General features: G+C 42.3%; 19 protein-coding genes. 14 read left to right on the top strand and 5 right to left on the bottom strand.

The genetic code is table 11. The features are described from left to right. Nucleotides 1-126 precede the first annotated feature (126 nt). The 7 genes from MHI60_RS03645 (at nt 127) to MHI60_RS03615 (ending at nt 8,683) form a co-directional block, all read left to right on the top strand. Nucleotides 127-1,785: a pyridoxal-dependent decarboxylase gene (locus MHI60_RS03645; protein ID WP_144485748.1), complete on the top strand. Its 1,659-nt coding sequence runs from the start codon at nt 127-129 to the stop codon at nt 1,783-1,785. A gap of 31 nt (nt 1,786-1,816) precedes the next feature. After that, a complete protein-coding gene (locus MHI60_RS03640) occupies nt 1,817-3,544 on the top strand; it encodes a methyl-accepting chemotaxis protein (protein WP_095407967.1) in 1,728 nt (575 codons plus the stop codon). 179 nt (nt 3,545-3,723) lie between these two features. After that, nucleotides 3,724-4,110: a DUF1992 domain-containing protein gene (locus MHI60_RS03635; protein ID WP_024425857.1), complete on the top strand. Its 387-nt coding sequence runs from the start codon at nt 3,724-3,726 to the stop codon at nt 4,108-4,110. 167 nt (nt 4,111-4,277) lie between these two features. Continuing rightward, entirely contained in the window at nt 4,278-5,714 is a 1,437-nt protein-coding gene (treP, locus tag MHI60_RS03630; RefSeq protein WP_144485747.1) for a PTS system trehalose-specific EIIBC component, read from the top strand. Between the two features lie 15 nt (nt 5,715-5,729). Then, on the top strand, nt 5,730-7,430 hold the full coding sequence (gene treC, locus MHI60_RS03625; protein WP_144485746.1) for an alpha,alpha-phosphotrehalase: 1,701 nt from the start codon (nt 5,730-5,732) through the stop codon (nt 7,428-7,430). Between the two features lie 19 nt (nt 7,431-7,449). Beyond that, a complete protein-coding gene (gene treR / locus MHI60_RS03620) occupies nt 7,450-8,178 on the top strand; it encodes a trehalose operon repressor (RefSeq protein ID WP_095407970.1) in 729 nt (242 codons plus the stop codon). 70 nt (nt 8,179-8,248) lie between these two features. Next, a complete protein-coding gene (locus MHI60_RS03615) occupies nt 8,249-8,683 on the top strand; it encodes a terpene synthase (RefSeq protein WP_144485745.1) in 435 nt (144 codons plus the stop codon). Nucleotides 8,684-8,722: 39 nt separating this feature from the next. On the opposite strand, the gene MHI60_RS03610 is transcribed toward MHI60_RS03615, so the two are convergent. Next, nucleotides 8,723-13,015 (bottom strand): multifunctional 2',3'-cyclic-nucleotide 2'-phosphodiesterase/3'-nucleotidase/5'-nucleotidase, encoded by a 4,293-nt coding sequence (locus MHI60_RS03610; protein ID WP_342502670.1) that lies wholly within the window; start codon nt 13,013-13,015, stop codon nt 8,723-8,725. A 254-nt stretch (nt 13,016-13,269) separates the two neighbouring features. Here MHI60_RS03610 and MHI60_RS03605 point away from each other — a divergent pair, with 254 nt between their 5' ends. Further along, nucleotides 13,270-13,788, top strand: coding sequence for a type 1 glutamine amidotransferase domain-containing protein (locus MHI60_RS03605; RefSeq protein ID WP_144485741.1), 519 nt, complete (start codon nt 13,270-13,272; stop codon nt 13,786-13,788). A gap of 108 nt (nt 13,789-13,896) precedes the next feature. On the opposite strand, the gene MHI60_RS03600 is transcribed toward MHI60_RS03605, so the two are convergent. Together MHI60_RS03600 and MHI60_RS03595 are read right to left on the bottom strand one after the other, a co-directional pair. Then, entirely contained in the window at nt 13,897-14,112 is a 216-nt protein-coding gene (locus MHI60_RS03600; protein ID WP_003214000.1) for a DUF1128 domain-containing protein, read from the bottom strand. Nucleotides 14,113-14,189: 77 nt separating this feature from the next. Continuing rightward, entirely contained in the window at nt 14,190-15,545 is a 1,356-nt protein-coding gene (locus MHI60_RS03595; protein ID WP_144485739.1) for a sodium:alanine symporter family protein, read from the bottom strand. Nucleotides 15,546-15,719: 174 nt separating this feature from the next. Here MHI60_RS03595 and MHI60_RS03590 point away from each other — a divergent pair, with 174 nt between their 5' ends. The 3 genes from MHI60_RS03590 to MHI60_RS03580 are packed head-to-tail and all read left to right on the top strand — an operon-like array spanning nt 15,720 to nt 17,380. After that, complete coding sequence (locus MHI60_RS03590; RefSeq protein ID WP_024425850.1) at nt 15,720-16,190, top strand: low molecular weight protein-tyrosine-phosphatase; 471 nt, start codon at nt 15,720-15,722, stop codon at nt 16,188-16,190. A 20-nt stretch (nt 16,191-16,210) separates the two neighbouring features. Further along, nucleotides 16,211-16,534, top strand: coding sequence for a YtxH domain-containing protein (locus MHI60_RS03585; protein ID WP_039177147.1), 324 nt, complete (start codon nt 16,211-16,213; stop codon nt 16,532-16,534). Nucleotides 16,535-16,561: 27 nt separating this feature from the next. Further along, on the top strand, nt 16,562-17,380 hold the full coding sequence (locus tag MHI60_RS03580) for a YhjD/YihY/BrkB family envelope integrity protein (protein ID WP_095407974.1): 819 nt from the start codon (nt 16,562-16,564) through the stop codon (nt 17,378-17,380). 208 nt (nt 17,381-17,588) lie between these two features. Here the strand turns inward: MHI60_RS03580 and MHI60_RS03575 are convergent, their stop codons facing one another. Together MHI60_RS03575 and MHI60_RS03570 are read right to left on the bottom strand one after the other, a co-directional pair. Further along, the gene (locus MHI60_RS03575) at nt 17,589-17,936 is read right to left on the bottom strand and encodes a GNAT family N-acetyltransferase (RefSeq protein WP_342502684.1); all 348 of its coding nucleotides are present in this window, start codon (nt 17,934-17,936) and stop codon (nt 17,589-17,591) included. 174 nt (nt 17,937-18,110) lie between these two features. Then, nucleotides 18,111-19,274 carry an MFS transporter gene (locus MHI60_RS03570; protein ID WP_144485737.1) on the bottom strand — a complete coding sequence of 388 codons (1,164 nt, stop codon included), beginning with the start codon at nt 19,272-19,274 and terminating at the stop codon, nt 18,111-18,113. A 75-nt stretch (nt 19,275-19,349) separates the two neighbouring features. Between MHI60_RS03570 and MHI60_RS03565 the strand changes: the two genes are divergently transcribed. From MHI60_RS03565 to MHI60_RS03555, 3 genes are all read left to right on the top strand, one after another. Next, nucleotides 19,350-19,727: an OsmC family protein gene (locus MHI60_RS03565; protein ID WP_056767703.1), complete on the top strand. Its 378-nt coding sequence runs from the start codon at nt 19,350-19,352 to the stop codon at nt 19,725-19,727. 65 nt (nt 19,728-19,792) lie between these two features. Beyond that, complete coding sequence (gene cax, locus MHI60_RS03560; protein ID WP_144485735.1) at nt 19,793-20,860, top strand: calcium/proton exchanger; 1,068 nt, start codon at nt 19,793-19,795, stop codon at nt 20,858-20,860. 88 nt (nt 20,861-20,948) lie between these two features. Beyond that, nucleotides 20,949-21,710, top strand: coding sequence for a YfkD famly protein (locus MHI60_RS03555; protein ID WP_223250946.1), 762 nt, complete (start codon nt 20,949-20,951; stop codon nt 21,708-21,710). Nucleotides 21,711-21,924: the final 214 nt, after the last annotated feature.

Genomic DNA, 21,924 nt, shown 5'->3' with positions numbered 1-21,924 from the left:
ATTTATTTTAATAAGTGAACAAATTATCTAAATATACTTAAGTGAACATATCGAGACTATAAACTTCTGAATTGGGGTCGATATAGACAATGACAGGAAATCTTCCATTGAAAGGATTGATAGTATATGACTGTACGAGCAGAGAACCTCGTTCAGAACTGGTTTCCGAGTGAGGACGGAAATGCAGGAGAGCGTAAAGAACTCATCAAATTGATGGAGCAGATCATTTCAGGGGTCGATGACCTGAAGGATCCCAACCGTGCACACCTTAAAGGTGAAAAGAATCGTGGGGAGGACTTTTACAAAAAGCTCACTGAAACAAGTCAAATTCCGATGAACGGCAAGCAAGCGGAACTTGTGAATGAAGAATTACTGAAGCTTTTACATAACCATCCATACCACACCAAGTATTTCTTCACGAACATTTTGCCAATGGCAAGTACACCAGGAATTTTAGGCATGCTGACGGCTATGCTGGTAAATGGAAACAACCTATGGGATGTTTATGGACCAGCAGGTGCGGAAGCTGAGGTCAGAGTGGTCTCAATGATGTCTAAGCTCATCGGATATGATCCAAATGTGAGCGGGGGATACACAACATGGGGAGGTCAAGGAGCGATTTTTTCAGGACTTCGTTTAGCGATTGCAAAAGCTGCGCCGGAGTCACTGCGAAAAGGAGTTCCGCAAAATCTTTATGCGTTTTGTTCTGATGCCGCACATTACAGCTTATTTAAGTCAATGGAAGCAACAGGACTTGGCACAGACAACTTGATCAGAATTAAGACGAATAAAGATCATTCAATGGATATGGAAGATTTGCGTTGTCAAATGGAACGTGTTGCACAGGGTGGCGGGATTCCCGTTTATATTGTGGCAACAACCGGAACAACAGATGCCATTGCAATTGATGATGTAAAAGGGGTACGTGAAACAGCAGAAGCGATTGCTGAAAAGTATGATCTGAAGGTGCCGCATATTCATGCAGATTCGGCGCTGGGTGGGTTCTTTGCTTTCTTTAATGAGTATGATGTATCGGAAAACCCGCTGCAATTCTCAGACGGTGTTCTTCGTATGCTAAAAGAAATCAAAGCGAAATTCCAGCATCTTTCTCTTGCAGACTCAATGTGCTTTGATTTTCAAAAGCTCGGCCAAACACCTTACACATCCAGTTTATTCTTAGTGAAAAACGCTGCTGACTTAAAGCGTTTGGACCTGGAAGAACAAGAGACACCATATGTTGGCCATAGAGGCTACGGTGAATACCATACGGGTTATACGCTTGAGTGCTCAAGAATGGGAAGCTCAATCAGTATGCTGAGTGTGCTCTTAACGTTTGGCATTGAAGGCTATCAGCGTTTGCTCGGTCAATTCTTAGAAGTGAACCTTGCCTTCAGAGAAGCACTTAGTAGGGAAATTCCGCAAGCAGAAGTCGTGAATGATGACAACGTTGGAATGGCTACATTATTTAGAATTTACCTAGACGGCTCACCGCGTTTTCAAGAAGAGATTTCTGGCGAAGCGACTTCAATGGAAATTGAGCGGAACAATGAATTGAACAAAATGCTGTTTGAAAAGCTTGGAGAAAAAAGAGACGAAATGTTCTTTGGTGATACAACGAAGTTTTTACTTGTAAATGCTAAAGAAGGTCAAGAATTCTATCTAAGTGTTAGTAAGTTTTTTGTCATCTCACCTTATACGTTACCAGAGCATATCCCTCATATCGTATCTTATTTAAAAGATGTGATTGCATCTGTTTGTGGACAATTTGAAAATGTACATGCTTAAATCAAATCTGAGAGTGGAGATGTAGGAAAAAATGGCGAAACAAAGGAAATTTGGAGGATACACGATATCCTCTAAAATCATGTCAGTCGTTACCGTAACATTACTCGCAACCGTTGCATTATTCGTTTTAACTTTTTATCTAGTGAGCCAGGATTTATCATCCCAGTTATTAAAGCAATTTGATTATCGATTAACAACAGATATTGATACAGCGAAGAAAGAGATCGATAATATGGATGGAAACGTCCTTGGTATTAGCGGGAAAGATGATCCCCTTTATGTGGAGGTCAAAAAGAAATTCACAGAGCTTCAAGAAGATCATACGCTTGAGAACTTATACGTGCTATCTAATAAAGGCGGAAAAGAAAGAATTATTATACTAACCGGTGAAGAAAATGACTTTGATCAAGATTATGTTTTTTCAGAAGAGATGAAACAAGCGCTCTCTGAAGATAAAATGGTCAAAAGTGATATTTACAAAGATTCATTTGGTACACATAAATCAGTCTTTTTGCCAATCAAGGATTCAGGCGGTGAGCTGACAGGGATTCTAGGAATTGATTTAGATGCATCAATTGTTCCAGCTACAACGAAGAAGCTGACAATCTACATTACGGTTGCATCTGCTATTGTGCTCATCGGTGGATTGCTCTTCTCCTTTATCATGGGAAGAAGGATTGCAAAACCAGCACGTTCCTTAATGGAATCAGCGAACCGAATTGCTGACGGTGATTTAACTGGAATGGTAGAGGTTCAAAGTAAAGACGAGATCGGCCAGCTTGCCGCATCCTTCCAAAAGATGCAGGGACGGATTAAAGAGCTCATTTCGAAAATCTCAAACTCATCTAGTGAAGTGTCGAAAATGTCTTCACAGCTTCGTACGGTGACGACCGAATCAAGTCAAAGTGCGCAGCAAGTGTCAGAAGCCATGACGAATATGAGTGAAGGAATCAATGATTCTGTCGCAAATATTACGGATTGTACGACATCCGTTGCAGAGATCGATACTCAAATCGAAGGCGTCACAAAAGAAGTCGACGAAATGAAATCTGTTTCCTCTGACGTACAAGAGCAATCAGAATCTGGTCAAAAATTAGTGAACCATGTGCTTGATCATCTGAATATGCTACATGACAAGATGACCAACTCAAAGCAGGCAGCAGAAGAATTACAATCTCATTCAACGGAGATTGAAAGTGTCATCTCAATTATTACGGACATTTCAGCCCAAACGAATCTGCTTGCACTGAATGCTTCAATTGAAGCGGCACGTGTTGGAGAAGAAGGAAAAGGGTTTGCTGTTGTGGCAGATGAGGTGCGCAAGTTAGCTGAGCAATCAGCGGATGCGGCTAAAACCGTTTCAGACCTTGTCATCGGCACACAGGAAAACAGTCAGCGCGTTCTTGAAAGTGTAGAGGAAAGTAGTAAAGCAGTGGAAGAAGGACGTGAGCAAATGGAAGGCACGTCACAAAATTTCGCTTTGATTTACGACGGTGTATCTCAGTTTTCAAGAAGAACGAACAATTTGCTTGCTTCTATTAAGCAAGTTGAGCAAGCATATCAAACGATTTCTACATCGATTGAGCAAATTTCTGTTGTATCGGAAGAACATGCAGCCAGCTCTCAAGAAGTAGCGGCAGCAACAGAACAGCAAAGTGCTGGCATGCAGCAAATTTCAAGTGCGATTGAACAGCTCTCTGACATGTCAGAGGACTTAGCACAAATGGTCTCAACCTTCAAAGTCGACGACAATAAATAACGAAAAAGGGCTAAAATATTTTAGCCCTTTTTCTCTTTTCAGAGAAGGAGGGACGAGTACCGAAGCGCAGGACTGATACCGAATGCGAAGGCTTGTCTAGACGCTGAAGCTGGCTCTTGTGAGAGAGCCAGCCTTTTTGCTATGCTTAATCAAATACTTGCTGCGAAAGGAGAAACGCTATGGATTTTGCGCAGAGATTATCAGAAGAACGGATCAAAAAAGCGATGGATAACGGGGCTTTTGAAGGATTATCTGGCTTTGGGAAGCCTCTGCCAAAAGATGACGCTGCTCATGTACCAGAAGAACTTAGAATGGGCTACCGCATCATGAAAAATGCCGGATTTGCTGGGGAAGAAACAGCGCTGAAAAAAGAACTCATGACTGTCAAAGAATTACTTCAATCAAGCATAGATGGAGAGGAAAGAAAGAAACTGTCTCTCATCTGTGAAGAAAAACAAAAACGTTTGGATGAACTTACATCTAAGCGCCAAACTTTTGCCCGCCCAGCCTCCTCCTTTTACAAAAACAAGGTATACGAGAAATTAACAGAGCATAAAAAAAGATGATGACACACTGACTCTCCCTGAGCACATTGAGGGAGCTTTTTTTATGTAAGCGCTGCAATTTGTTGTTGACTACATGTATATACAAATATAAAATATGAAGTAACATGTATATACAAGTTTTTTGGTTCTTTTTTCTTATATAAAAAAACGATCTCGGAGGGGATAGTATGGCTGATTATCAGGCAGCAGCAGATCAGATTGTGAAAGCCATCGGCGGCATAGAAAATATTGATCAAGCGACACATTGTGTAACAAGGTTGCGCTTTGTGCTGAAAGATGAAGACAAGGTTGATGAGAAAGCACTTGAACAAATTGAAGAAGTGAAGGGATCTTTCTCAGCGAACGGTCAATACCAAGTTGTCATCGGTCAAGGGGTCGTCAATCGAGTATATGCCGAAATGGTCAAAAGGACAGGAATTGGGGAAGCCACAAAAGAGGATGTCAAGCGTGCCTCTGATCAGAAATTGAATCCATTGCAGCGTGCTGTGAAAACGCTTGCGGACATCTTTATACCGATTCTTCCTGCCATCGTCACAGCCGGTTTATTAATGGGCATTAATAATATTTTAACAGCTCCTGATATTTTCTTCGATCAAAAGTCGATTGTGGATGTGTATCCGGCATGGGCTGACTTAGCGAATATGATCAACTTAATTGCAGGGACTGCCTTCACGTTCCTGCCAGCATTAATTGGCTGGTCAGCTGTGAAGCGGTTTGGGGGAAATCCGCTTTTAGGGATGGTCCTTGGTCTAATGCTCGTACACCCGGACTTGTTAAACGCATGGGGTTATGGAGCGGCTGAGAAGACCGGTGACATTCCTGTTTGGAATTTGTTTGGACTTGAAGTGCAGAAGGTAGGCTATCAAGGACAGGTTCTTCCGATACTCGTTGCTTCCTATTTACTTGCAAAACTCGAATTATTTATCACAAAACGGACACCTGAAAGTATTCAGCTGTTAGTTGTAGCACCGATTACGTTATTAGTCATTGGATTTTTATCATTTATCGTCATTGGACCTGTTACATTTGCAATCGGTAACGTTCTAACATCTGGACTTGTAGCTGTATTCCAGCAATTCGCAGCACTTGGCGGTCTATTATACGGCGGTCTGTATGCAGCATTAGTCATTACAGGAATGCACCATACGTTCCTCGCTGTGGATATTCAATTGATTAACTCAAAGCTGCACGGCACGTTCCTATGGCCAATGCTTGCACTGTCTAATATCGCTCAAGGATCAGCTGCACTGGCAATGATGTTTGTCTTAAAAGATGAAAAGCAAAAAGGACTTTCACTGACATCAAGCATTTCTGCTTATTTAGGAATTACCGAACCGGCCATGTTTGGGGTCAACCTGCGTTATCGATTCCCATTTATTTTTGCACTGATCAGCTCAGGATTAGCCGGTATGTTTATTGCCTCTCAAGGGGTGCTGGCAAGTTCAGTTGGTGTTGGAGGCATTCCAGGAATCTTCTCCATTATCCCGAAATATTGGGGTGCATTTGCAATTGGAATGGTGATTGTCCTCATCCTCCCATTCATCGGTACTCTTTTATATGCAAAATTAAAAAAGAAGAAGGATTTTTCAGAAGAACTTAACTAGTGGTGGTGAAGGAAATTGAATCAGCAGACAAATGAACCATGGTGGAAAAAAGCGGTGGTCTATCAAATTTATCCGAAGAGCTTTTTAGATACAACGGGCTCTGGTACAGGTGATATCAATGGCGTGACGAAAAAGCTTGATTACATTAAAGAGCTTGGGGCGGATTGTATTTGGCTCACGCCAATGTATGATTCCCCGCAGCATGACAACGGCTATGATATTAGTGATTATACAAAAATCCATGACATGTACGGCACAATGACAGATTTTGAACGCATGCTGAAAGAAGCGCATGAGAGAGGAATAAGGGTCATTATGGATCTAGCCGTTAACCATACATCCATTTTCCATGAGTGGTTTCAAGCCTCGCGTGAGTCAAAGGATAACCCTTACCGAGATTATTATATTTGGAAGGAGCCAAAAGCGGACGGATCTCCTCCGAATGATTGGCAGTCGAAATTTGGCGGTCCAGCCTGGGAGCTAGACGAAGTAACAGGAGATTATTATCTTCATTTATATGATGTCACTCAGGCAGATCTCAATTGGGAGAAGGAAGAGGTGCGCGGGCAAGTATATGACATCATGCACTTTTGGTTTGAAAAAGGAATTGATGGGTTCAGGCTGGATGTCATCAACAACATCTCAAAGGATCAGCGTTTCTTAGATGACGCCGGACAATCTGTGCAAGGCGACGGCCGCATGTACTATACGGACGGGCCGAGAATTCATGAATTTCTGCATGAAATGAACCAGGAGGTTTTTTCGAAATACGATAGCATGACAGTTGGAGAAATGTCTTCAACGAATATTGCAGACTGCATTCGGTATACAAGACCTGATCGGCAGGAGCTGGATATGACGTTCAATTTCCATCATTTAAAGGTGGATTATCCAAACGGCGAAAAGTGGGCGATCGCACCATTTGATTTTCAAGAATTGAAGTCGATTCTGTCTGAATGGCAGACGAAAATGCATGAAGGCGGCGGCTGGAATGCGCTGTTCTGGTGCAATCATGATCAGCCGCGTATCGTCTCAAGGTATGGTGATGATGACACGTATCATCAGCAGTCAGCGAAGATGCTGGCGACCACGATTCATCTGATGCAGGGAACTCCGTATATTTATCAAGGTGAGGAAATTGGCATGAAGAATCCTCGCTTTGAGGACATTTCGTCTTACCGTGATATCGAATCACTCAATATGTACGAAGTGATGCTAGAAAAGGGAAAATCAAAGGAAGAAGCACTTGCCATTTTACAGGTCAAGTCAAGAGATAATGCGAGAACACCAATGCAGTGGACCTCAGAGAAGAATGCAGGTTTCTCAACAGGAACGCCTTGGATTGAACCAGCCCATAACGACATTTCGGTCGAAGCTTCATTAAAGGACCGGACGTCTATTTTCTATCATTACCAAGCCCTTTGCAGACTGCGTAAAGAACTTGACGTGATCACATATGGCAGCTTCTCCTTACTCTTAGCAGAAGATCCAAAGATTTTTGCTTATGTTAGAGAAAGCAAGGATGAGAAGCTCCTCGTGATTAATCACTTTTATCCAGGGGAGGCGGACTTTACGCTTCCTGATGAGCTTGTGCAGGCTGTAGATGACATGGAGGTGCAAGTCCTGTTATCCAATTATGAGGATGTGCCGGCACACATCAAGGGATTTACGTTGCGCCCATATGAGTCAATCGTTTATCATTTAACCAAACGCTAGAAAATGGGGCGGAGGGAAAATGAAAGAGAATAAGTTTCGAGTGATTTATGATCAGCTCGCAAGACGAATTGAGCAAGGTGAATGGCAGGATAAAGGCACCCTTCCATCAGAGCATGAGCTTTCTATTATGTACGACACGTCCCGGGAGACGGTGAGAAAGGCATTAAATATTCTTGTGCAAAATGGCTATATCCAAAAAATCCGCGGGAAAGGCTCTGTATTGCTGAATCGGGAGAAAATGCAGTTTCCTGTATCAGGTCTTGTCAGCTTTAAAGAGCTTTCCCAAACGCTTGGCCGAAAGACGGTCACAACGGTTCATGAATTTGGTTTAATCAAACCGGATCAGTATATTCAGTCTCAGCTGAAAATTGATGAACAGACAGACGTCTGGAAAGTCATTCGATCTCGCAATATTAGCGGGGAAGAAGTGATTTTAGACAAGGACTACTTTTTGCAAAAGCATGTCGAAGTATTGTCTAAAGACATATGCGAAGGATCAATCTACGAGTATATTGAAGGAGAACTCGGTGTATCGATCAGCTATGCTCAAAAGGAATTTGTAGTAGAGCCATGTACAGAAGAGGACGCCAAGTACCTTGATTTGAAGGGATTTGACCATGTCGTTGTGGTAAAGAATTATGTGTTCTTAGAGGATACGAGTCTATTTCAATACACAGAAAGCCGTCACCGATTAGACCGCTTCAGATTCGTCGATTTTGCTAGAAGAGAAAAAATGGACAGAGCATAGGCTCTGTCCATTTCAGGTTTTGGAGAAGCGGGGATATACAACGACAAGATCATGATTTATAGGAGGAAAAATGATTAGACTGAATCGACCACTAAAATTAAGGGATTTAGAAATTTTTAGCGTGATGAAAGATCACCGAATATTATGTTACGTCATCATTGAAGATACTCGAAAACCGTTTACAGAAGAAGATCGAAAACTAGATCCATTATGTTATATGGATGAAGAAGATATACAATCGATTTTGAATGTGTTTCATATTTCAATTATTAATGATGAAAAGTTAAGTGAAGAGGATATAATTCTTGTAGAGGATTATTTTGCTGATTTTGTGAATAATACGAACTTAACGAATTTTATTATAAGAGATTATGTTCAAGAGGATTTATATGCCATCGATGATGAAGATGACATCACGTTCTTCAATAGAATGCTGCGTCATATAGGATCAGATGATGTGAAAGAATTTGATAAGCGCAATTGGATTTATTTATCCCAAGATTGAGATGAAAAAAGGACAGAGCATAGGCTCTGTCCTTTTCTTTTAGGATGAAACATTTTTTCTTGTACGCTTGCGCTGGTAGTAATATAGGATAGCTCCTGAGGTAAGCATGAGTACGCCAATCAATACAGCTGTATACATCATCGTTGCTGTATTCGGCAGTGTGCCGCCTGGGAGTCCGGTTCCATCTTGGTTTGGATCTGTACCTGTACCTCCGCCTGGCGCTGAAGTTCCGCCGTTTCCGCCAGTTTGATCTGGCGTTGTTCCAGCTGCCCCGCTTTGGTTGAGCACAGTATATTCGCTGAAGTGTTCAGTTTGACCTGATACGACCCCATTTTCGAACGATCCGTTACTTGTTTTATCATAACGGTTTTTCTTGCGGTCTACATAATATACACTAGGTTTCTTTGCCTTTTGAGGCTCATCTAATGTAAAGGATAGTGTGACAGGATCTTTAAAGGTAGAAACCTTTTTCTGATCTTGTTTGATTTGGAAATCATACGTATTCGTTAATGCATTTTTCACCTTATCCGTCTTTGTCATCCATATATCTGCGCTTTTCTCGGACAAGTTGGAGAGCGGTAATGCGAGTCCCACTTTGTCATGATAGATGGTGACGTTTGGATCTTGCTCTCTTTTCTTCAGCTCGGCTACCTGCGCTTTTGATAGAGACAATTGAACGTTTTTCGCTTCGCTCGCTTTGTCTAAATAGAGCAATGCTTTGTTTGTATGCTGCACATACGTTTGGAATTTCTCATCATCTTGAATGTCATAGGCGCCTTTTCCTTTCGAACGCGGAAGGAACACTTCTTTCACTCGATGATCGATGACAGGAGAAATATGTCCGCCGTCTGCCTGTTCAATTTGCTCTTTGAAGATTTCATAATCAACATACCCTAAGTCTTCGCCGTGAGAGGCTTCTGTAAAGACGCTGTAGCCATCTCCGCCTGTGCCGACAAATGCGTTTGTCGCCACGCGGTACGTTTTCTTATCATCAATGTCTGTTAATTTGCCGTTTTGGTCTTTCAGTTTGACATCAATGAGTCTGCTGCCAGCTGGTTTACTCAGTGTAAACGTATATTCAATGCCGGCTACATGAGGGAACGCGCCGCCGCCTTCCTCAATGCCTGAAAGCCCTTGTTCGAGTGCTTTTTTAATTTGGCTGCCTTTTAGATCTGCGACATATAGTGTGTTTCCGAATGGCATGACCGTTAAAATGTCACCTAAAGTGATATCTCCTTTTTCAATGCTGCCTCGAATACCGCCGCCGTTTGTGATGGCAAGATCAGCACCGGCAGATTCTTGTGCTTTTTTCAGCATGCCGTCAGCAATAAAGTTCCCAAGGTTCGTTTCCTTCGCACGGACATGCTCGCGTTGTCCATCTAAGAGGACATCGGTAGACCCGACTTTTTCCGTTTTTAAATCTTGAATATCTGCCTTGTACTGATCGAGGATCGCTTTTGCATCGGCATCTTCTTTGACAGAGTCATCGATGGTGATGAGGTCAAAAGAAGATTCCTTTGGCTGTACGACTCCCTTTTGATTAAAGGCCACGTCTACTTTTCCTAAGAATTGTCCGTAGTCTTTCACCTGTGCGACAATCGTTGGTTCTTTCTTATTGACGACCTTTAATTTTTCAACAAGGGTGTGCGTGTGACCGCCAATGATTAAATCAATCCCGTCTACTTTTTGAGCAAGCTCAAGATCACGGTTATAGCCAATGTGTGTTAAAGCAATGATTTTGTTGATTTTTTCTTTTGTTTGAATGGTGTTGACTGTTTCTTTTGCTTTCTTGTATGCATCCTTGAATTGAATGTTAGGACCGCTGCTGGACGTAATGGCCGTGTCTTCAGTAGTTAAGCCGAATACAGCCACTTTCTCACCGTTTACATCAAGCAGGATGTATGGGTAAATCCCAGCTTCTTTTTTCTCACCAGCTTTAAATGTGGCTGGCTTTTTCACTAAGCCGCTCAATTGTTTTTCCTTAGAGACATCAACGTTTGATGACACAATCGGGAATGCAGGCTTTTCAAATTGGTGACGATTTTTCGCATCTACATCTGAAGCATCACCTGTCAGGAATTGACGAAGAACAGAAGGTCCTTTGTCAAATTCATGATTACCAAACGTCATGGCATCATATTTCATTAAGTTCATCAGTTTTAGGTCGGCAAGTCCTTGCCATTTTGTAAAATATAGGTCACCAGAGAAGACATCTCCAGCATCTAATAAAATGTTGTTCTTGCTTTCGGCTCGAACTTCTTTAATCTTTGTTGCACGTCTTGCCGCATCATCAAGGTGTGCGTGTGTATCGTTTGTATGCATCACCGTTAAGTTCCAGTTGTCTGATGCAGGCGGTTCTGTTGTGCCATCCTCTTTAAAGGCTAGCTTGTACACGCCAAGACCATCTGTGCTGGCGTTACGAACAAAGTCTACGCTGCTTGATTTTTCAGCAAACGGCTTAGCCAAAAGAGAAGATTCGAATGTGACGGTTGCGCCCTTGACTGGTGCAATGGACCAGTTTTGATCCGCACTTGGGTTGATGGTTTTTTGTTCAATAATATAATCCATCAGCACTTGGCGGTTCTCATCAGCTGAGGCAAGCACCACTTTATCTTGCGTCAGATGCGGGAAGCCACCACCGCCAGAAGCTCGATAGTTGTTCGTTACGACTAAAAATTCTTGATTGTCAGAGACTGGTTTCCCGTTGTAGGACAGATTTTTGATGCGGTTTGCATTCGCATTAACAAGAGTGCCTGTTGTGCTGTACTTAGCAGGCTGCGTCACATCGACTTGATAGGTGACACCATCGATCACATCAAAGTTATACGAGCGGTATTCTTCGTTTAAAATAGGCTGTTCATTTGAATCGTTTGGTTTGATTTGATTAAACTGTCCGGCAGACATCTCGAGCCAGTCTTTTACTTCACTGCCTTTCAGTTTGACAATCTGCACGGTGTTGTCGTAAAGGTAGAGATCGCCGATATTTTTAATCGCTAAATCTCCTTTTGCGATATTCGTATAATAATTCACACCGTTTCGGCCGCCGGCTTTAAACGGAGCGCCTGCAGATAAAATCGGTAAGTTTTTGTATGACGTATCCTTCATTTTTTCTTGTGCATACCATTTTTGTGCATCTGTCACAATTTGAATAGAAGGGTCATCCATCACTTGAGCAAAAAAGCTGTTAATGTCTGCTTCTGTTTTACCGACAGGTTTTCTCACATAATCAAGTGTGTTTTGATGCGTCGTTTGAATGGCATCTTTCACAGTGCTGTTTTGAGAGGTTACTCCTGCAACAGATTCAATCTTTCCTGTTCCGTCTGTGACCTTCCATTTGCTGCCGTCAGGCTCTAATGTTAAATCAATGACTCCGAGGTAGCTTCCCCAGTTTTTTGACATGACGACTGGAATGCCGTTGATCGTTCCTTTTGAGACATCGAATTTGTCGATGCCGCTATATTCAGCGCTTGGGAATGTGCCGTGCTGGTGGCCGGACACGATCGCATCGATGCCTTTCGTTTTTGTGGCAAGGTCAAAGATCATATTTTCTGATCCTTTAGGCGAAGCGGTTTTTTCAATTCCTGTATGGGCAAGAGCGACGATGATATCTGCGCCTTTTTCCTTCATTTCAGGAATGGTTTCATTGGCAGATTCGACGATATCCTGCACTTGAACTTGTCCATCTAAATTCTTCTTATCCCACGTCATAATTTGTGGTGGAACGAATCCTATGTAACCGACTTTCACAGTTTGAGAAGCTCCGTTTGCATCTTTAAAGGTCTTATCTTGAATCACATAAGGCGTAAAACGGTGTTCTCCATTTAACTTTTTGACGTTCGCATTGACAATCGGGAAGTTAGCCCCGGCAATAGTACCGTCAAGAAATGATAATCCGTAGTTAAATTCATGATTGCCAAGTGTTCCTGCATCGTACTTTAGTTTGTTGAGTGTATGAATAATGGGGTGAACCTTTGTTTGATTGATGATACTGTCTTTTTCATTTTTGTAAACGTATTCTCCAAGAGGGGTTCCTTGAATCAGGTCTCCGTTATCAACAAGGAGTGTATTTGGATTTTGTGAACGGTGCTTTTCAATCAACTCGGCTGTTTTTGCCAAACCAAATTCATTTGTTTCTTTGTCGCTGTAATAATCGTAATTCATCATGTTCGCATGAACATCCGTTGTGGCTAAGATGCTTACTTTTACGGCATCGCCGTTTTCTATTGCTGCATGAGTAGGTACTGCTGGGAGAATGAGACTAATCATCATAATGGAAGTGAGCAGAATAGACAGGTTTTTCCTTCGTTTAGACCTATGTGCTTGCTTCTTCACCTGATCTCCGCCTTTCTAATTTTTTTGACCACAATACCTATTGTAGAAATGTTTCGTTAACTTTTGTAGTTATTTTTTGCAGATTATTGTAAAGATAACATAAATCATACGAATTACCTTGTTGAGGGAATATAAATAAGTCTAAATGCTTATTTTCATCATAAGGGGTTTTCTGATCGGGATAGGATGTTTGATTTCAATGTACCCGGGTATAGTGTGTAGTGTAAACGATAATCAAGCAGGAGGGTTTCTACATGGGTAAGAAAATTGCAGTTGTATTAACAGATTACTTTGAGGATGTTGAATTCACCGAGCCTGCAAAAGCCTTTAAAGATGCAGGCCATGAGATCACAGTAATTGAAAACGAAAAAGGAAAAACAGTGAAAGGGAAGCAAGGAGAAGCAGAAGTGAGAGTGGATGCGTCCATTGATAACGTGAAGCCTGAAGACTTCGATGCACTGCTGATTCCTGGCGGGTTCTCACCAGACATTCTGCGTGCAGATGATCGCTATGTAAAGTTCACAAGAGCATTTATGGACGAGAAAAAACCAGTATTTGCGATCTGTCATGGACCGCAATTGCTTATTACAGCGAAGACGCTGGAAGGCAGAGGCGCGACTGGCTATACATCCATTCAAGTAGATATGGAAAACGCAGGCGCAGAATTCAAAGATGAAGAAGTTGTCGTTTGTCAGGATCAGCTTGTGACAAGCCGTACACCTGATGACATTCCAGCATTTAACCGTGAATCATTAAAACTGCTCGCAAAATAAGCAGTTTTGACAGGATAAACAAAGCCAGCACCTTGCGGGGTGCTGGCTTTTTCTGTGCATGGATGTAAGAAAGCGGTGAAAACCGCAATCTTAGTTTCCTTTGCACGATTATTTTCTTAAGTTTTTTAGCTCGCTTGCGATGGCTTGCATTTCACTTGGGCTGAATGAAGATTTTTTCATCACCATTTGGTGAAGAAATTCAATATCTTCGTACTTGTCTGGACTGAAGTCCTCGGCTTTGATGACTCCAATGTTCAGCATATTTAACTTTTGCGAAATGTCTTCAATCAGCTGATTGACTTCAGCCGCTTTTTGCTCTGACAAGGGCGGCACGTCCTTTCCTGCATATGTGTTGAATAATATGTCTATTTTAACAGAAAAGCAAAAGAATAAAAGGGCTATTAAGACGACACCGAGATGTTTTTCTCTTTTTTCTCCTGTTTAATTTTTTCAATGATTCGTTTTGATTCAAATACGACAACGCCCGATAAACCAATAAGGCCAATTAAGTTTGGAATGGCCATCAGACCATTCAACATATCTGCTACGCCCCATACGAAGTCATTCTTAAACACGGCACCAAAAAAGACAGCCATCACAAAGACGATGCGATAATACATGACGTACGAATCCTTCGCCAAATATGTAAAGCATTTCTCTCCATAATAGGACCAGCCAATGATGGTTGAATAGGCAAACAAGAGCAGTCCGATTGCCACAATGATTGAGCCAGCTGGACCGAGGAAGTGAGCAAAGGATAACGAAGTCAGCGCATCGCTTTTCACTGTTAAATACATATCTGCCATGACAATGGTAATGCCAGTGATAGAACAAACAATGATGGTATCAATAAACACTTGCGTCATAGAGACGAGAGCCTGGCGTGCAGGCATATCCGTTTTCGCAGCTGCAGCAGCAATTGGTGCTGACCCAAGACCTGCTTCATTGGAAAAAACTCCTCGTGCGACACCCCAGCGAATGACAGTCCCAATTGCACCCCCTGCTACGGCTTGACCAGTAAAGGCATCTGAGAAAATAAGACTGACTGCGCCTGGAACAAGATCAGCATTCATAACAAGAATGATTAGACCGCAAATGACGTAAAATAAAGCCATGACGGGTACAAAGATAGATGTGACCCGGCCAATGCTTTTGATTCCGCCTAAAATCACAAGTGCTGTAAAAGCCGTAATGATGATACCTGTTACCCATGTTGGAATTTGAAAAGTAGAATTCATGACGCCTGAGATGGAATTAGACTGGACCAGGTTGCCGATCCCAAAGGCAGCACTGGCGCCGAAAACAGCAAATAGCACCCCTAGCCATTTCTGTTTTAATCCATGCTCTAAATAATACATAGGTCCGCCAGACATTTCGCCTTTTTCATTTTTGACCCTGTATTTTACAGCTAGAACAGCTTCTGCAAACTTGGTTGCCATCCCGAAAAATGCAGCAAACCACATCCAGAAAACTGCACCAGGACCACCGGCTATAACAGCGGAGGCCACACCGACGATATTCCCTGTACCGACAGTTGCAGCAAGAGCCGTCATTAACGCTTGGAAATGTGAAATATCTCCTTCTGACATTTTGTCTTGTTTTGAAAAAGCGAGCTTTAAAGAATAAGGAAGTAATCTAATTTGAATGAAGAGAATGCGAAAGGTGAGGTATATTCCGGTACCAACAATTAAAATCAACAGGGGAGGCCCCCACAAAAAATTGTTCATCGTCGTGACAAACTGCTCAATTATTCCCATCTAATATCCCCCTTTGTTTGTGTAATTCTCCTAAAGTTTCTCCTGTTTTTGTGTATTTTGTCAATGGCGATGAGAGCTTTTCTTGCAAAGTTTCCAAAAGAAAAAGGACTTGATATGATAAAGTCAAGGTTTTCAAAAGGGAGTCTTAGGGAAAAGATAGGGGGAGAATGAAGGATGATTCATGTATTATTCGTATGTCTTGGCAATATTTGCAGATCACCGATGGCAGAGGCCATGTTTAGAAAACGAGTAGAAGATGAGGGACTAAGCGAGCACTTTGTCATTGATTCAGCAGGCATTGGCGGCTGGCATCAAGGCAGTCCTCCGCATGAAGGAACACGAAAGCTGCTTGATGAAAAAGGGATCAGCTATGAAGGGATGTCCGCAAGACAAATCATAGATGAGGACATCACAGCATACGACTATATCATTGCGATGGATGCTGAAAATGTAGGGGCACTTCGCAGTATAGCCGGCTATGGGAAACATCACTTTATTGGCCGTCTTCTTGACTTTGTTGAAGACGATGATCGAGATGATGTGCCAGACCCTTATTACACTGGAAACTTCGAGGAAGTACATGATTTAATTGAAACAGGAATTGATCGTTTTTTGACGTATGTAAAGAAAGAGAAACACCTTTAACTGAAAGGAGATCAGACGAGATGGAAGAAAAAAATCAAATCATGCTTCGAGGAGCTGTGATAGGAGCAGCTTGCGGCGCACTGCTGACATTATTTCATCGGCCAACGAGAATCGCGCTCAAAGACAAATGGGATGACTGTCAGGAAAAGCTGGCGGAATACCGTCAGGAGCCAGCCAGAATTTCTGCTTGCGTGAAAGAAAAAATGGAAGAAACGAAGCAGCTGATGCGAACAGTCTCAGATGATTTGTCATTTTTAAATGAACAAGTCAATCAGTTAAAGGAAACTACCCCAAAAGTATTAGAGATTATTGAAGAAACAAAAGATCACTTTCGATCGAAATAGAAAGATTGATCATTGGAGATGAGGCGTATGGGTTTTGTTAAAGCGTTAATTGGACGCTTTTTGCTGCATGAAGGACCGGCAAAATCTGCTGAGCTTGCTTACTTCTTTTTGCTTTCATTATTTCCGTTTCTCATCTTCGTGCTGACGCTCGTTGGATATTTGCCGCTGACGTCGAAGGATGTCCTGAGCGTCATCTCTGGTTATGCGCCAGATGGAGCGCTTTCCATGATTGAATCTATTGCTGAAGAGACACTGAACAGCCGTAACGGCGGATTGCTGTCATTCGGGATTATTGCCGCCCTTTGGTCTGCATCTAACGGCATTAATGCCGTCGTCAGAGCATTTAACCATGCTTACGAAGTTGAGGAAAATCGTTCCTTCGTTCTCGTACGTTTAACATCAATCATCTTAACCATCGCAATGGTTCTTACCATTATTTTTGCCTTAATGCTGCCTGTCTTTGGAAAAGAACTTGGCTTATTTCTCGCTAAATTAGTCGGGCAGTCAGATGCCTTTCTCACCATTTGGACGGCCATGAGGTGGATCATTAGCCCGTTGATTTTATTGATTGTGTTTACATCCTTATACTATTTCGCCCCAAACATCAGGCTGAAATTGAAATTTGTTCTCCCAGGCGCCATTTTTGCATCGATTGGATGGATCTTGGTAAGCATGCTGTTCTCATTTTACGTAGGCGAGTTTGCTAATTACAGCGCGATGTACGGAAGTATTGGGGGAATCATCATTTTAATGATCTGGTTTTATTTAACCGGGATCATGATTATTCTTGGCGGCGAGCTCAATGCGCTTTTACATAAGCGTAAAATCGTACCAGGCAAGGTGTGAAGAAATTCGGGCATCCTAAAGAAGAACGAACATGTTCAATCTTGATGGATGGGGGAATCACATATGTCCAAACAATCGAAAAAAGGCGGAAGCAATACGAAACAAAACAAAGGCCATCAGCCAAAGCACAAAACAAGCGGAAGTGCGAACGGGCAAAATGGTTATCATTAAATGAAAAAACTCCTCTGCATAGGTGCAGGGGAGTTTTTTATTTCGACATTCGTATATATCGCTTAAGGATAAAAGCTGTATCAGGTTTTGGCTGGTAGTGAGGATCGAGATGAAACCCTGCGTTTATTGCTACACGTTCACTTCTGACATGGTCAATAGGGCAAAAAATTTCAAATCCATCGACTTTAGGAGCAAAGGTATCTGTCATATATTTCACGATTGTTGTCACAATGCCTTGTCCTTGCGCATCTTCATCAATCCAATAACCGATATTGCCTAATTGTTGATCAAATGTCAGACGGAACACACCAATTAATTGCTCGTTCAGCTGAATGCCAGCTTCCAATCCTTTTTGCTCATTGTAGGTGGTTTGAGTCGATTGAATAAACGTTTTGACCGTTTCTATGCTTTTGCAGTGATGAACCCAAGGGAGCCATTCTCCTAAATGGGTCTTATTTTTTGAATAAGGCTAAATAGTGTGTCCGCATCATCTAATTGTAGAGATGCCAAAGTCACCTCATTTGTGATGTGATATGTAAACAACGATTGACCCTCCATTTTAGTGACTTTCCACCAATGCCGTCGTTCTCCCAAATCGAACGCAGCAAAACACAAATAATATCACGATGCTGACAAGGTAAAGTAAATTCATTCCTTCAAACGTTTGCACAAAGAATCCTCCGAGTACCGGCCCGAGAATACTGCCTGCACTAAACGCCATCCCGCACATCAAATTCCCGGCGGGAAGCAGATGCTTTGGCAATAAGTCGGTCATATAACTGATGCCAAGAGAGAAGGTAGAGCCTACTGCCATTCCGGCAATAAAGAAACAGATGGCAACAGCCAAAACGGATTGAATGAAAATCCCTGCCAAAAGGAAAAAGAATGATCCAGCGAGTGTCACACATAAAATGATGCGGCGCCTGCCAAACCGGTCACTGAGCATCCCAAGAGGAAGCTGAAAGACAATGCTCCCTATGGCAAACGCAGGTAAAATAAATGCAACCGCATCTACTGTCACACCGCTTCTTAGTGCATATACAGGGAAGTTACTATTAAGCGTCGTTTCTAAAAAGCCATAGCAAAATGGCATCATAAAGGCGACCCAGCCAAATTGAAAGGCCTTTTTAAAGCGCTTTAAACTGTTTGTCTGCTCTGACGTTTGCACTTCGCCTGTATCTGGATATGTATTCTTTAAAACAAACACAAGCAGCCAAATACATAAACTAACGGCTCCAGAAACAATAAAAGGCAAAGCTGGATTGATCTCAATGAGCGGTGTTAAAAAAGGGCCGGCGGCAAATCCGAGTCCAAACGATAATCCATACAGTGAAATATTTCGTCCGCGATTTCTCGAGGATGAAGCATAGGTCACCCACGTCTGTGTAGAGAAATGCAGCATATGGTCACCAATCCCGATCATGAGCCGGAGGAAGAACCAGACGACATAAGATTCAAAAAACACAAAGCTAAACAAGCTTAAAAAAACAGCAGCGCCTCCAATGACGATTAACGGCTTAAATCCAAACCGGCGAAGCGGTGCTTCCATAAAAGGAGACGCAAGCAGCACACCGAGATATAAGCCTGTAGCATGCAGGCCGTTTAATGTAGGAGAAGTACCGGCATGTTCAAAAATAATGGAAATGACAGGAAGTAATGCACCCTGTGAAAAACCAGATACAGATACAAGTAAAATTAAAATCATAAAGTGAATTCTCGACATAAGATGCTCCTTACAAGTTCATGCTTTCATCGTACAATGTAACCATAGGGGTTTCAATAGAAAGGTGGAAAAGGAATGACGCTGACATACAAAAAGGATCATTGGATCGCACATATTGAGGACAGGCAGCTGCCTATTTCAGGAACAGAAGAACTGGGGTTCCGCCCATCTCAATTGTTCACCTCAGCCATTGCAGGCTGCTTTGGAGAAATGCTTATTCATGTATGCCGTAAAAAGCGAATATCCTATGAAGGGCTGACGATCACACCTGAAACGACAAGGGCAGGAGCTGTAAACAAAATTTCCTGCATTCATTTACATATCTTATTTGAAGACATCAAGACATCTGATGAACAAATCGATAAAGTGATCACCCTTGCATTGAAGCATTGCTCTATGGTGCAGTCCGTGAAAGGGAGTATTGATATCACCTTCTCACACGCGCGAATCTAAAATGTATATGATGCCGGCACTCACGAAAGAATAACAGTCAGACATATGTAAAGGAGAATGGCTGTATGAATCGTTTGTTTCTTGTAATTGTCGCAATCGGTGTTCCGCTATCGGTGATTGGCAGTTTTCTTCATTTCCCGCAGGTCATCATGTTTGCCGTTTATTGTATCGCCATTATTGGTCTTGCTAGTTTTATGGGAAGAGCCACAGAAAGTCTTGCCATCATTGCGGGACCTAGAATTGGCGGACTTTTAAACGCCACATTCGGAAATGCAGTGGAATTAATCATATCGTTTTTTGCCTTAAAGCAAGGACTGACGGCCATCGTACTTGCTTCATTAACAGGATCGGTCATCGGAAATTTACTGCTTGTGGCGGGGCTGTCTTTTTTCGTTGGTGGATTAAAATATAAGCGCCAAGTGTTCAATGTCCATGATGCAAGGCACAACTCCGGATTGCTCATGTTTGCCATCATTGTAGCGTTTGTCGTTCCAGAAGTGTTTTCGGTGGAGATGGCAGAGAATAAACAGTTTGTTTTAAGCATTGGGATCAGCATTGTGATGATTTTGCTTTATGTCGCGGCGCTCTATTTCAAACTGGTCAGCCACCGCGGTGTCTATGTTGCCAAGCAGGAGAGCATGGAAGGTGAAGCAGAGACGGAAGAAGAAACACCTGAATGGTCTGGGAAGTTTGCCACCGTGATTTTGCTGCTTTCGACGATTGCAGTTGCGTACATTTCAGAGCGCCTTGTTCATACATTTGATACGGTAGGAGAACAGTTTGGCTGGAGTGAGCTGTTTATCGGTGTCATTATTGTGGCCATTGTCGGTAACGCAGCAGAACATGCCTCGGCTGTCATCATGGCGTATAAAAACAAAATGGATGTAGCAGTGGAAATTGCCTTTGGCTCCACACTTCAGGTTGCCATGATGGTCGCGCCAATCCTTGTCATCAGCTCGTTATTTTTCGACAAGCAGATGCCGCTCATTTTCTCTTTGCCAGAACTCATTGCGATGGCATCCTCTGTGCTGCTCACGGTCATTTTATCAAATGATGGTGATACAAACTGGTTTGAAGGCGCTACATTACTCGCTGCCTATTTTATTATGGCGATTGGATTTTTCCTTTTATAATCTTTTGTGGATAAGGGACGTCTTTGCGGAAAATACTATGGAAAAATGAATGAGAAAGAGTGATGATATGAAAAAGATGCCCCGCATCATGTTTGTTGTTCTCTTATCCTTAAGTTTTCTATACAGCTTTCCAGCGGAGGCGGCAAAGCCATTTAAAGTGCCATCCTCTGTCGCTAGTATCTCGAAGGAGAATACGTATCCGAACGCGTCACAGGATCAGCCGCTGCTTCAGCCGAGCGAGCTGACTGCTGAATTGTTCAAGACAACAAGTGTACCGATTGAGAATACGCATTTGATTAAAATGCTGAATGAATCCAGCATTTCAGGGACGCCATTAGCTGTTGGGTACCGTGCGACCATTTTCCTTGGGAGATGGGCGCTGAGCTACGATTCAAATGAAACGGTCGCCAACTGGGAATACAAAAAAGTGAATACAAACCATATTGATAACAGAGGCGGCAACAAAACAGCCATTGGAAAATACGTTCAAAAGCAGCAAGTAAAAGTAAGCGGCGGGCTCACAGCAAAAGTGCCGAACCCAGAAGATGTGAAAACATTGATGATGCAAAAAGCGATTCAAAAAACAAAGCTGCCCCTCGCTTTTGATACCGTGATTGGTGCAGGAACAAAACGAGATCAGTCATACCACGTCTCACCGAAAAAAGCAGCAGCGCTACATGCCTATGCACCAGCGATTAACGAAAAAGGAAAGGTCACATACGGAGAAGTGTACCTTGTGCTAAAAGGAAATAAACGAAAACTCGTCGTGAAAAACGTAACTTCGCAAGGAATCGGCGCTTGGATTCCTGTTCAGGATCACCTGACGTTTGGGTTTCAAGGGATGAATTAAAACAGTCATCTCCTCTTATCAATAGAGGAGATGACTGTTTTTTTCTAAGAGGTTTTCTCTTTTTTTCTTTTTAGTTCATTTTTGTAAAAGTCAAAGGCGTTATATAAATACCATATGATAAAAAGAAAGAAGATAACTTTAGTCAATATCGGTAAGTTGTTGAAAATAAGACATAGGCCAAGATAAGGGATGATCATAAATCCATAATAAGAAA

This window comes from Bacillus sp. FSL K6-3200 (genome assembly GCF_038630485.1).
In the GTDB taxonomy this organism is placed as follows: Bacteria; Bacillota; Bacilli; order Bacillales; family Bacillaceae; genus Bacillus; species Bacillus safensis.
This window is presented reverse-complemented; position numbering and strand designations above follow the sequence as displayed.